The following is a 12,110-nucleotide window of genomic DNA, read 5'->3' on the forward strand; positions in this document are numbered from 1 at the left end:
CCACCGGCTTGGGCGCCTCGACGGTCGGGCGCAGCTGGGCGGCCGGCGCCGCGGCCACCGCCGACGCGGCTACAGCCGGCGGAGGAATCACCACGGTCTGGCGCCCCACCGGCGCCGGGGTCGGCAGCGGAGCACGCAGCTGGCGCACCGCCTCACCGCGCGGCACCGGCGGCGTGGTCGGCACAAAGGCTTCCCGGCCGATGCCGCGGGTGACCGGGCCCGGGGCCGGCAGGGACAGCTGCGCAGGGCGCGCCACCGGCACGGCCGGGGCGGGGATGCGGCTCACCGCCTCGGCGGCCTGGCGCCGGGAGCCGCGCGTAGGCTCCTCGCGCTCGGCACGGGCGACTGCCGCGCGGCCCTTCGGCTCACGGGCGGGAGGCTCTTCGCGGGCCACCCGGTTTTTCTTGCCCCGGGCCGCGAGGCGCTCTTCGCGGGCTGCGGCGCGGGCCGCAAGGCGTTCCTCCCGAGCTGCAGCCCGGGACTCGGCCTTCGAGAGGCGCTCGGGCCTGGCAGCCGCCTGGGTGGTGGCCTTCTTGCCGACGACCTCCTTCTCGACGCGCTCCTTGCCGCCGCGGCCGGTGGCGCTGGCGACTTTCTCCGCCCGGGCGGTCGAACGCTTGTCGGCCCGCTTGTCGGCCTGGGCCTTTGCCGGCGCGGCCTTGGCGACGGGCGCACGCGCCGCCGCAGCCTTGGGAGCCGCCTTCTTGGAGGGGGCCTTGACCGCAGCGGGCTTGGAAGCCGACTGCTTGTGAGCGGGCTTGGCTTGCGTGGCAGCAGGCGCGGCGGAGGCATCGCCCCCGAGCACCACCATGCCGAACGCCGCCACTGCCAGCGCAGCGAATACGTGGTTCATACGGTGTCATCTCCTGCGTGGCCGGACACGCCGCAAACGGGCGGCCGGCGTGGGGTGCGCGGGCAATCAGAAGGCCCGCGACACGAATAATCTTGGGATTTTACCGGAAACTCCCAGCTCGACGGGCTTGCGGGCAAGACCGGAGATTGGGCACCATGCGCCCTTTTCCGAATTCGGGCCAGCCCATGCTTCTGCCGATCGAACAACGCATTGCCGCCGAGTTGGGTGTACAACCCCGCCAGGTGATTGCTGCGGTGCAGCTCCTCGACGAAGGTGCGACCGTACCCTTCGTCGCCCGCTACCGCAAGGAAGTCACCGGCGGCCTCGACGACACCCAGCTGCGCAACCTCGAAGAGCGCCTCGGCTACCTGCGCGAACTTGAAGACCGCCGGGTGGCGGTGATCAACAGCATCGCCGAGCAGGGCAAGCTCGACCCGGCGCTGCGCGAGGCCATCGAGAACGCCGAAACCAAGCAGCGCCTCGAAGACCTCTACCTGCCCTTCAAGCAGAAGCGCCGCACCAAGGCCCAGATCGCCCGCGAGGCCGGCATCGAGCCGCTGGCCGACGCATTGCTGGCCGACCCGGGCCTCACGCCCGAGGCCGAAGCCGCCGCCTACCTCAATGCCGAGGCCGGTTTTGCCGACACCAAGGCGGTGCTCGACGGCGCCCGCCAGATCCTGATGGAGCGCTTCGCCGAAGACGCCGAGCTCATCGGCAAGCTGCGCGAATACCTCAGCGACCACGGCGTCGTCGCCTCCACGGTGATCGCCGACAAGGCCACCGACCCGGCCGCCGCCAAGTTCCGCGACTGGTTCGACTTCCGCGAAGCCATCGAAACGGTGCCGTCCCACCGGGCGCTGGCGCTGTTCCGCGGCCGCAACGAAGGTTTCCTGCGCCTGCAGCTGGGCCTCGACTCCGACCCCACCGACGGCAGCCCCGCCGGCCCCAACCCCTGCGAGGGGCGCATCGCCGGCCACTTCGGCATCAAGGACCAGGGCCGCCCGGCCGACGCCTGGCTGCGCGAGACCGTGCGCTGGGCCTGGAGCGTCAAGATCTCGCTGCACCTCGAACTCGAACTCCTCGGCCAGTTGCGCGAGAAGGCCGAGGAAGAAGCCATCCGCGTCTTCGGGCGCAACCTCAAAGACCTGCTGCTGGCCGCCCCCGCCGGCCCCCGCGCCACCCTGGGCCTCGACCCGGGCCTGCGCACCGGCGTCAAGGTGGCCGTGGTGGACCAGACCGGCAAGCTCGTCGACACCGGCGTGATCTACCCCCACGAGCCCCGCCGCGACTGGGACGGCAGCCTGCACGCGCTGGCCCGGCTGTGCGAGAAGCACAAGGTCTCGCTGATCGCCATCGGCAACGGCACCGCCAGCCGCGAAACCGACAAGCTCGCCGCCGAGCTCATCAAGCTGCGCCCCGAGCTCTCCATGACCAAGATCGTCGTCTCGGAAGCCGGCGCCTCGGTGTATTCGGCGTCCGAGCTGGCGGCCAAGGAGTTCCCCGACCTCGACGTGAGCCTGCGCGGCGCCGTCTCCATCGCCCGCCGCCTGCAGGACCCGCTGGCCGAGCTGGTCAAGATCGACCCCAAATCCATCGGCGTCGGCCAGTACCAGCACGACGTCAACCAGAGCCGCCTGGCGCGGGCCCTCGACTCGGTGGTCGAAGACTGCGTGAACGCCGTCGGCGTGGATGTGAACATGGCCTCCGCGGCGCTGCTCACCCGCATCTCCGGCCTCAACCCCACGCTAGCCGCCAACATCGTCGCCCACCGCGACGCCAACGGCCCCTTCCCCAGCCGCGCCGCGCTGCTCGACGTGCCGCGCCTCGGCCCCAAGACGTTCGAACAGGCCGCCGGCTTCCTGCGCGTCACCACCGGCAGCAACCCGCTGGACGCCTCGGCGGTGCACCCGGAGGCCTACCCGGTGGTCGAACGCATCCTCGCCGACATCAAGAAAGGCGTTCGCGAGATCATGGGCGACAGCCGCGCCCTCGGCCAGATCAAGGCCGAACGCTACACCGACGAACGCTTCGGCCTGCCCACCGTGCAGGACATCCTGAAGGAGCTCGACAAACCCGGCCGCGACCCCCGCCCCGAGTTCACCACCGCCAGCTTCAAGGAAGGTGTCGAGGAGCTGAAAGACCTCAGCGTCGGCATGATCCTCGAAGGCGTCGTCACCAACGTCACCAACTTCGGCGCCTTTGTCGACATCGGCGTGCACCAGGACGGCCTCGTGCACGTCTCGGCGCTGGCCGACCGCTTCGTCAAAGACCCCCACAGCGTGGTCAAGGCCGGCCAGGTGGTGAAGGTGAAGGTGCTGGAGGTCGACCTCCCCCGCAAGCGCATCGCCCTCACCATGCGCATGGGCGACCAACCCCAGGCCGCCAGCCACGGCGGTGGCGCCCGCGACGCCCGCGACAACCGCGGCGGCGGACGCGGCCCCGCCGCCAAGCCCCAGCGCGAACCAGCAATGGCGGGCTCCCTCGCCAACGCGTTTGCGAAGGTGCTGAAGAAGTAAACCAACGCCCGGGCCGGCCCCGCCGGCCCGCGGCCGTAGCGCAGCATTCCCCCGCGCAACAATTCCTCCCGCCCCCGCCCCCGCCCGGCTAAAATCCGCCCCATCCCATTGATTTTCCAGCGACGCCGGCCGGCGTCGTGTTGTTTTTACGGCCCATGACCACGATTTACGGCATCAAGAACTGCGACACCATGAAGAAGGCCTTCGCCTGGCTCGACGAGCACGGCGTGGCCTACAGCTTCCACGACTACAAAAAGTCCGGCATCGACTCAGCCCGCCTGCACGCCTGGAGCAAGGCGATCGGCTGGAAGACCCTGATCAACACCCGCGGCACCACCTGGCGCAAGCTCACGCCCGAGCAGCAGGCCTTCGACACCCAGAGCGCCGCCGTGCAGCTGATGCAGGAACACCCCAGCCTGATCCGCCGCCCGGTGCTCGAAACCGCCAGCGGCAAGCTGCTGGTCGGCTTCGACCCCGCCCTCTACGCCAGCCTCGCCACCCCCGCCGGAGCCACCGAATGAGCGATTTCAGCAGCTACGTCCAGCGTTTCCTCCTCGACGACCTCGACATCCGCGGCGCCATCGTCAAGCTCGACGACGTCTGGCGGGCCCTCCTCGAAAACCGTGACTACCCGCCCGCGGTGCGCGACCTGCTCGGCGCGACGGGCGCCATCACCACGGTGATCGGCGGCAACCTCAAGCAGCCCGGCCGCCTCACCGTGCAGCTCCAGGGCCACGGCCCGGTGAGCCTGCTGGTGGTGGACATCACCGAGGCCCTCAACCTGCGCGGCTACGCCAAGGCCTCGCCCGAAGCCGCCGGCAAGGCGGGCATCGCCGAGCTGCTCGGCGACGGCCAGCTGCTGCTCAGCCTCGACATGCCCGAGCTGCGCCACCCCTACCAGAGCTTCGTGCCCATCGACGGCAACACCGTCGCCGAGGTCTTCGAGCACTACCTCACCCAGTCCGAACAGCAGCCCGCCGCGCTGCACACCGCCTGCAGCGGCAGCGCCGCCGCCTGCCTGTTCCTGCAGAAGCTGCCCGACGCCGACAAGAAAGATCCGGACGGCTGGGACCGCATCACCCGCCTCGCCGCCACCCTGCGCGACGACGAGCTGCTGGGCCTGCCGGTCGACGAGATCCTCACCCGCCTCTTCCACCAGGAAACCGTGCGCCTCTTCGACGCCCGCGAGGTGAGCCACCAGTGGCCCCACGACTGGGACAAGGTGCGCAACATGCTGCGCTCCCTGGGCCGCGCCGAGCTCGACGCAATGCTCGCCGAGCACGGCGAGATCCTGATCCACGACGACCTGTCGAACCACGAATACCGCCTGGGCCCCGACGAGGTGGCGGCCCTCTTCGCCGAGCCCGCGGCCGAGCCCCCCGCCGAAGGCCGCACCCTGCATTGATCCCGGGCCGGGCTTGCCCAAAACCCTTCTGAAACGTAGACTTACGCGGTTTTTGTCCGCGCACACCTCATCCATGGCCGACCCAAGCCTTCAGGGCAAACTGATCGAGTTCAAGGGCGCCAGCCTGGCCGTCATGACCGCCAGCCTCCGCGACACCGACGCCGTGCGTCTCGCCGATGCCCTCCACATGATGCTCGGCGGCATGCCCGACTTCTTCGCCGGCGAGCCGGCCATCCTCGACTTCGCCCAACTCGCCAGCGCCCCCGAGCGGGTCGACTGGACGGCCATCCTCAGCCTGCTGCGCCGTTACCAGGTGCAGCCCATCGGTGTGCGCCGCCTGCCCGAGCACCTCATCGAAGGCGCGCGTCGCGCCGGCCTGGCCGTGCTCGGCAGCGACGATCTCTCCGGCGAGCGCCCGCTGGGTGCGCCCCAGGCGATGCCGCAAACACCACCGCCCGCGCCGGTGGCCGCCCCCGCGCCAGCCCCGGTCGAGCCACCACCACCAGCCCCTGCAGCTGCCCCGGGGCCCGAGTTCGAACAAGCCCCCGTCGCCCCCACCCTGATCGTCGACCGGCCGCTGCGCTCCGGCCAGCAGGTGTATGCCAAGGGCGGCGACCTGGTGCTGCTGGCCGGCATGAGCCCCGGCTCCGAGATCATCGCCGACGGCAGCATCCACTGCTACGGCCCGCTGCGCGGCCGCGCGCTGGCCGGCGCCCGCGGCGACACCTCGGCGCGCATCTTCAGCACCAATTTCGGCCCCGAACTCGTCTCCATCGCCGGGGTGTATCGCACCTTCGAGCGCGGCATTCCCCAGTCGGTCGGCGGGCGCAGCGCCCAGGTCCGGCTCACGGGCACCGACAATCTGCATACTCTCGAAATCATCGCGCTCCAGTCCAGCTGAAGCGGCGTCAAAAATCTGAAGGGAACATCGTGGCACGCGTCATCGTAGTAACGTCCGGCAAGGGCGGCGTCGGCAAAACCACCACCAGCGCCAGCATTTCCACCGGCCTCGCGCTGCGCGGCTTCAAGACCGCGGTGATCGACTTCGACGTCGGCCTGCGCAACCTCGACCTCATCATGGGCTGCGAGCGCCGCGTGGTGTACGACCTGATCAATGTGGTCAACGGCGAGGCCAACCTCAACCAGGCCCTGATCAAGGACAAGCACTGTGACAACCTCTTCGTGCTGCCGGCCTCGCAGACCCGCGACAAGGACGCCCTGACCGAGGAAGGCGTCGAGAAGGTCCTGAAAGACCTCACCCACATGGGCTTCGAATACGTGGTGTGCGACTCCCCGGCCGGCATCGAGCGCGGCGCCGTGATGGCCCTCACCTTCGCCGACGACGCCTTCATCGTCACCAACCCGGAAGTCTCCTCGGTGCGCGACTCCGACCGCATCCTGGGCATCCTGCAGAGCAAGAGCCGCCGCGCCATCGAAGGCCGCGAGCCGGTCAAGGAGCACCTGCTGGTGTCGCGCTATTCGCCCAAGCGCGTCGAAGACGGCGAGATGCTCTCCTACAAGGATGTGCAGGAGCTCCTGCGCATCCCGCTGATCGGCGTGATCCCCGAATCCGACGACGTGCTGCAGGCCTCCAACCAGGGCACCCCGGCGATCCACCTCAAAGACAGCGACGTGGCCACGGCCTACCAGGACGTGGTGGCCCGCTTCCTCGAAGAAGAGCGCCCGCTGCGCTTCGTCAACTACGAAAAACCCGGCCTGCTGAAGCGGCTGTTCGGAGGCAAGTGAAATGTCGCTGCTCTCCTATTTTTTCGGCACCAAGCAAAAGACCGCCTCGATGGCCAAGGAGCGCCTGTCGCTCATCATCGCCCACGAGCGCGGCGGCAACCGTGCCCCCGACTTCCTGCCGGCCCTCCAGCGGGAGCTCATCGAGGTGATCTCGAAATACGTCAACGTGGGCATCGACGACATCAAGGTCCAGCTCGAAAAGCAGGACAATTGCGAGATCCTCGAGGTCAACATCACGCTGCCCGAGCAGCCCAAGTAAGCAGCACCGCCCGGATGGTGAAATCGGTAAACACTGCGGACTTAAAATCCGCCGCCGCAAGGCTTACGGGTTCAAGTCCCGTTCCGGGCACCACCCCACCACGGCAGCCATCGTGATCGTCCTCGACCTCAGTTGCGAACATGAGCACCGCTTCGAGGCCTGGTTCGCCTCCAGCGAGGCCTTCGAAGCCCAGCTCGCCGCCGGGCTCGTGAGCTGCCCCCACTGCAACAGCCGGGAGGTGCGCCGCCTGCCCTCGGCGCCCTACGTGCAGACGTCCTCCCATTCGGCGCCCACGCTGCCGCCCCCCGACCCCAAGGCCATCGCCGCGCGCCTCATCGACGCGCTGCGCGCCGCCGCCAGCCAGTCGGAGGACGTGGGCGAGCGCTTCGCCGACGAAGCCCGCCGCATCCACCACGGCGAGGCCGAGGAGCGCGCCATCCGCGGCAAGGCCAGCTCCGCCGACATGCTCGAACTGATCGACGAGGGCATCCCCATCCTGCCGGTGCCGCCGGACAAGGACGACCTGCACTAAGCCGGCTCACGCCCCGTGAAGACCATCAACGCCCTCGAGCGTGGTCTCGACGTGCTGCGCAAACTGGACGAGCGCCACGGCCAGTCGCTGGCCGAACTCCACGCCGCCACCGGCATCCCCAAACCCAGCCTGCTGCGCATCCTCGACACCCTCGAGGCCAGCGGCTTCGCCTGGCGGGCCATCGGCGACGGGCGCTACCGGCGGCGCTTCGCGCTGATCCTGCGGCCCAGCCTCGCCGACGAGCTGCTGGCCATCGGCGAGATCGCCGCGCCCTTTCTCGAGAGCCTGCGCCGCAAGGTCATCTGGCCCTCCGACGTGCTGGTGTTCCGGGATTTCCGCATGGAGCTCGTCGAAACCTCCCGCCGCCAGAGCACCCTCAGCGTCGCCATGTACCCCCTCGGCTACCGGGTCGAGATGTTCCTGTCGGCCCCCGGGCGCGCCTACCTGGCCTTCTGCAGCGACGCCGAGCGCGAGGCCGTACTCGCCGACGCCGCCCTCAACCCGCCCCTGCTCCGGCGCAGCCGCGAAGTGCTGCGGGGCGAGCTGCCAGCCATCCTCGACGAAACCCGCCGCCTTGGCTACGCCTCCCGCGACCCCCAGTTCGGCGGCGCCGACGACAAGGACATCAGCGTCGTCGACGACCGCATCGACGCCATCGCGGTGCCGGTGATGGCGGGCCCGCGCATCCTCGCCGCGATGAACCTCGTGTGGCCGCGCAAATACAAGCTGAAGGCGCAGATCGTCGCCGAACACCTGGCCGACCTGCAGGAAGCCGCCGCCGCCATCGCCGCGGCCGCCAGCCAGAGCGCCTGAACGTTCCACCTGGTGGAACGCCACCCGGCTCGCAAACAACACCGCTTCGCCCTGTGCAAGGATTGTCGCCCTCAGCCCGCCTGAGACGACAAAAACACCAGGAGACAACCATGAAGCCCCACGCACCGCTTCTCGCGAAGCTTTGCCTGCCCCTGCTCGCCCCGGCCCTTGCCCTCGGCGCAGCCAGCGCCCAGGCCGCCCCCGCCAAGCGCCCCAACATTCTGCTGATCGTCGCCGACGACCTCGGCTACACCGACCTGGGTGCCTACGGCGCCGAGATCTCCACCCCCAACCTCGACAAGCTCGCCAGCGGCGGCGTGAAGATGACCGGCTTCTACGCCTCGCCCTTCTGCTCGCCGACCCGGGCGATGCTGATGTCGGGCAGCGACAACCACCTCGTCGGCTTCGGCGACATGGCCGAGCTGATGCTGCCCGAGCAGCGCGGCAAGCCCGGCTACGAGGGCAACCTCAACGAGCGCGTGGTGCCGATGGCCCAAGTGCTGAAGGACGCCGGCTACCGCACCGCGATGGCCGGCAAGTGGCACCTCGGCGTGAAGGAAGAGTTCAGCCCGGCCACCAGCGGCTTCGAGCAGTCCTACGCCATGGTGATGGGCGGCGCCAGCCACTGGGGCGACCAGTCGGGCATCGTGGCGATGGACCCGGCCAAGCCCCCCAAGGCCATCTACCGCGAGAACGGCAAGGCCATCGACATCCCCCGCGACGGTTTCTACTCGTCCCAGGCCTTCACCGACAAGCTGCTCGACTACCTCAAGAGCGGCGAGAAGTCCGGCAAGCCCTTCTTCGGCTACCTGGCCTTCACCGCCCCCCACTGGCCGCTGCACGCCCCCGACGCCGACATCGCCAAGTACGAAGGCCGCTACAAGGAAGGCTACGACAAGCTGCGCAAGGAGCGCCTCGAGCGCATGAAGCGCCTGGGCATCGTCCCGGCCGACACCCCCGTGTATGAGGGCCACGCCCACTGGCCGAAGTGGGAAAGCCTGACCCCCGCCCAACAGGAAGCCGAGGCCCGCCGCATGACGGTCTACTCGGCGATGGTCGACCACATGGACCGCCAGATCGGCCGCGTGCTCGACTACCTCAAGGCCAAGGGCGAACTCGACAACACCTTCATCTTCTTCATGTCCGACAACGGCGCCGACGGCAACTCGGTGTACGACGTGGGCCGCACCCGCGAGTGGATCGAGAAGGACATGGACAACAGCACCGCCAACACCGGCAAGCCGGGCTCCTTCATCGAGTACGGCCCGGGCTGGGCGCAGGTGGGCAGCACCCCCTTCAAGCTCTACAAGTCCTTCATGTACGAAGGCGGCATCGCGGTGCCGGCCATCGCCTGGGGCCCGGGCATCAAGGGCGGCGCGCTCAAGCGCGAGTTCGCCCACGTCACCGACGTAGCCCCGACCATCTTCGAGCTGGCCGGCGCCCGCCACCCGGGCACCGAATACCAGGGCAAGCCGGTGCTGCCGCTGCGCGGCAAGTCGATGGTGAGCTGGCTGCAAGGCAAGGCCAGCACGGTGCGCAGCGACCAGGACGCCGTGGGCTGGGAGCTCGGTGGCCGCAAGGCGCTGCGCAAGGGTGACTGGAAGATCGTCTACGCCAACAAGCCCTGGGGCAAGGACGGCTGGGAGCTCTACAACATCGCCAGGGACCGCACCGAGAGCCGCGACCTGGCCGACGAGAACCCCCAGAAGCTCGGCGAGATGATCGTCGCCTGGAAGCAGTACGTGGCCGAGACCGGCACCCTCGAGATCGAAGGCCTGGCCTACCGCCCCGGCTACAGCAACGCCGGCAAGTACTACGACGACCTCGCCAAGGAGGCCGGCAGCGCACCCCACGCCAAGCCCCAGGCCAAGCCCTGAGCAAGGCACAAGGCCGCGCGATGCGCTTCCGCGCCCTGCTCGCGCTGCTGTGGCTGACGGCCCTGGCCGTCACCACGGCCCGCGCCGACCCGCCCCAGGCCGAGGCGCGGCCCGGCTACATCGCCGACCATGAATGCGCCGCCTGCCACCCCCGGCAGGCGGCCGCCTTCGAGGGCTCCAAGCACCGCCACGCGATGGCCCCGGCCAGCCCCGCCAGCGTGCGGGCCGACTTTGCCGACACCCGCTTCGACGGCCCCCGCCAGGCCACCCGCTTCACCCGCCAGCTGGCGCGCTTCATGGTGCGCACCGAGGGCGCCGACGGCCGGCCCGCCGACTTCGAGGTGAGCCACACCTTCGGCATCCACCCCCTGCAGCAATACCTGATCCCGCAAGCCGGCGGCCGCCTGCAGGCCCTCGGCGTCGCCTGGGACACCCAGCGCCAACGCTGGTTTTCACTGCTCGCCGACGACCCGCCGCCGCCCGGCTCGCCGCTCCACTGGACCGGCCGCTACCAGAACTGGAACCTGATGTGCGGTGAATGCCACACCACCGCCTACCGCAAGGGCTACGACGACGCCCGCGACGCCTACCGCACGCGGTGGGCCACCGACCACGTGGGCTGCCAGGCCTGCCACGGCCCCGGCGAGGCCCACGCCGCCAGCGCCACCCGCGGCACCGGCCAGCCGGAGCCCACCCCCAACCGCCGGCTCGGCACCGCCCACGAGCAGGTGGACCAATGCGCCAGCTGCCACGCCCGGCGCACCCGGCTGGTCGAGGACGCCGCCCCCGGCGGCGCCCTCCTCGACAACTACCTGCCCGACACCCTGCGGCCCGAGCTCTACTTTGCCGACGGCCAGCAGAAGGACGAAGTCTTCGAATACGGCTCCTACCGCCAGAGCCGCATGTACCAGGCCGGCGTGGCCTGCAGCGACTGCCACGAACCCCACGGCGGCAAGCTCCGCGCCAGCGGCAACGCCCTGTGCACCCAGTGCCATAACGCAAGCGCCAACCCCCGCTTCAAGGGCCTCCAGGCCAAGGACTACGACAGCCCGGCCCACCACTTCCACAGCCCCGGCCAGGCCGGCAGCCAGTGCGTCGACTGCCACATGCCGAGCACCAATTACATGGTGGTGCACGGCCGCCGCGACCACGCCATCCGCATCCCGCAGCCCGCGCTCAGCGCCCGGCTGGGCAGCCCCGACGCCTGCCGCGGCTGCCACACCGGGCGCTCCGCCGACTGGGCCACCGCCGCCATCGAGAAGCACCACGGCCCGCGCCCGCCCACCGGGCACTACGGCGACGTCCTGACCGCCGCCCGCCAGGGCCAGCCCGGCTCAGCCCGTGCGCTGGCGGCGCTGATCGCCAACCCGGCCCAGCCGGCCATTGTCCGCGCCAGTGCCATCGAAGCGCTGGCCGCCCTGGGCGCTCCGCCCCCCGCCACGGCCCTCTCCGACCCCGACCCCGTGGTACGCGCCGCCGCCGCCATCAGCCTCGCCGCCCGCCCCGCACCAGAGCGCCTCGCCGGCCTCGCCCCGCTGCTCGACGACCCCCTGCGCGCGGTGCGCATCAGCGCCGCCCGCGGCATCGCCGACCTGCCCGACGACGCCCTGCCCCCCGGCCGCCAACCGCTACGCCGCCAGGGCCTCGCCGACTTCATCGCCGCCCAGCAGGCCATGGGCGACATGCCCGCCGCCCAGGTCAACCTCGCCCTGCTCCACGCCGACACCGGCGACCTCGCCCGCGCCCAGACCCACTTCCGCCGCGCCGTCGCCCAGGACCCGGTGAGCAACGCCCCGCGCCTCGCCCTCGCCCGCTTTCTGGTCGCCACCCGGCAGCCCGCCGAGGCCCGCCAGCAGCTGCGCGACGGCCTCACCGCCTCGGCCCAGCCAGGCGAACTCCACCTCGCCCTCGGCCTGCTGGCCGGCGAACTCGGGCAATGGGACGAAGCCCTCGCCGAACGACGCCGCGCCACCGAGCTCATGCCCGGCAACACCCAGGCCCGCCGCAACCTCGACGCCCTCCTCCGCCGCCTCGGCCAGCCGACACGCTGACCGCAGGGCCCGACGCGGGTTGGAGTGAGGACGGAGAAGGTCTGACCGAGGATGGGTC

10 protein-coding genes, 1 tRNA gene and 1 pseudogene are annotated in these 12,110 nt (G+C 70.4%); 11 read left to right on the forward strand and 1 reads right to left on the reverse strand.

Translation table 11 applies throughout. From position 1 onward, the window contains the following. Positions 1-853 (reverse strand): annotated as a pseudogene (locus ZRA01_RS18565) (hypothetical protein); the annotation flags it as partial. 185 nt (positions 854-1,038) lie between these two features. Here ZRA01_RS18565 and ZRA01_RS18570 point away from each other — a divergent pair. The 11 genes from ZRA01_RS18570 to ZRA01_RS18620 all read left to right on the forward strand — a co-directional run bounded on the left by ZRA01_RS18570 (position 1,039) and on the right by ZRA01_RS18620 (position 12,052). After that, entirely contained in the window at positions 1,039-3,369 is a 2,331-nt protein-coding gene (locus ZRA01_RS18570; RefSeq protein ID WP_141354869.1) for a Tex family protein, read from the forward strand. A gap of 155 nt (positions 3,370-3,524) precedes the next feature. Beyond that, a complete protein-coding gene (locus ZRA01_RS18575) occupies positions 3,525-3,890 on the forward strand; it encodes an ArsC family reductase (RefSeq protein ID WP_141354870.1) in 366 nt (121 codons plus the stop codon). Further along, positions 3,887-4,774, forward strand: a complete 888-nt coding sequence (gene hslO / locus ZRA01_RS18580; RefSeq protein ID WP_141354871.1) for an Hsp33 family molecular chaperone HslO — start codon at positions 3,887-3,889, stop codon at positions 4,772-4,774. Before ZRA01_RS18575 ends, hslO begins: the two co-directional genes overlap by 4 nt. Before the next feature lie 73 nt (positions 4,775-4,847). Further along, positions 4,848-5,675 (forward strand): septum site-determining protein MinC, encoded by an 828-nt coding sequence (minC, locus tag ZRA01_RS18585; protein WP_141354872.1) that lies wholly within the window; start codon positions 4,848-4,850, stop codon positions 5,673-5,675. Positions 5,676-5,704: 29 nt separating this feature from the next. Continuing rightward, a complete protein-coding gene (gene minD, locus ZRA01_RS18590) occupies positions 5,705-6,520 on the forward strand; it encodes a septum site-determining protein MinD (RefSeq protein WP_141354873.1) in 816 nt (271 codons plus the stop codon). Position 6,521: 1 nt separating this feature from the next. Further along, a complete protein-coding gene (minE, locus tag ZRA01_RS18595; protein WP_141354874.1) occupies positions 6,522-6,779 on the forward strand; it encodes a cell division topological specificity factor MinE in 258 nt (85 codons plus the stop codon). 8 nt (positions 6,780-6,787) lie between these two features. Further along, a tRNA-Leu gene (locus tag ZRA01_RS18600) sits at positions 6,788-6,872 on the forward strand. A gap of 19 nt (positions 6,873-6,891) precedes the next feature. Then, positions 6,892-7,311 (forward strand): DUF1178 family protein, encoded by a 420-nt coding sequence (locus ZRA01_RS18605; protein WP_141354875.1) that lies wholly within the window; start codon positions 6,892-6,894, stop codon positions 7,309-7,311. Positions 7,312-7,326: 15 nt separating this feature from the next. Further along, positions 7,327-8,124 (forward strand): helix-turn-helix domain-containing protein, encoded by a 798-nt coding sequence (locus tag ZRA01_RS18610; RefSeq protein WP_141354876.1) that lies wholly within the window; start codon positions 7,327-7,329, stop codon positions 8,122-8,124. 110 nt (positions 8,125-8,234) lie between these two features. Then, the gene (locus tag ZRA01_RS18615) at positions 8,235-10,001 is read left to right on the forward strand and encodes an arylsulfatase (protein WP_141354877.1); all 1,767 of its coding nucleotides are present in this window, start codon (positions 8,235-8,237) and stop codon (positions 9,999-10,001) included. A 20-nt stretch (positions 10,002-10,021) separates the two neighbouring features. Continuing rightward, on the forward strand, positions 10,022-12,052 hold the full coding sequence (locus ZRA01_RS18620; protein WP_141354878.1) for a HEAT repeat domain-containing protein: 2,031 nt from the start codon (positions 10,022-10,024) through the stop codon (positions 12,050-12,052). The last annotated feature ends 58 nt before the right edge of the window (positions 12,053-12,110 follow it).

It is taken from the genome of Zoogloea ramigera (assembly GCF_006539865.1).
Taxonomy (GTDB): Bacteria; Pseudomonadota; Gammaproteobacteria; order Burkholderiales; family Rhodocyclaceae; genus Zoogloea; species Zoogloea ramigera.

Excerpts from the sequence above, each read along its gene's own strand:
- ZRA01_RS18570 (WP_141354869.1), top strand. The coding sequence starts at position 1,039 with ATGCTTCTGCCGATCGAACAACGCATTGCCGCCGAGTTGGGTGTACAA.
- ZRA01_RS18575 (WP_141354870.1), top strand. The coding sequence starts at position 3,525 with ATGACCACGATTTACGGCATCAAGAACTGCGACACCATGAAGAAGGCC.
- hslO (WP_141354871.1), top strand. The coding sequence starts at position 3,887 with ATGAGCGATTTCAGCAGCTACGTCCAGCGTTTCCTCCTCGACGACCTC.
- ZRA01_RS18615 (WP_141354877.1), top strand. The coding sequence starts at position 8,235 with ATGAAGCCCCACGCACCGCTTCTCGCGAAGCTTTGCCTGCCCCTGCTC.
- ZRA01_RS18620 (WP_141354878.1), top strand. The coding sequence starts at position 10,022 with ATGCGCTTCCGCGCCCTGCTCGCGCTGCTGTGGCTGACGGCCCTGGCC.
- minC (WP_141354872.1), top strand. The coding sequence starts at position 4,848 with ATGGCCGACCCAAGCCTTCAGGGCAAACTGATCGAGTTCAAGGGCGCC.
- minE (WP_141354874.1), top strand. The coding sequence starts at position 6,522 with ATGTCGCTGCTCTCCTATTTTTTCGGCACCAAGCAAAAGACCGCCTCG.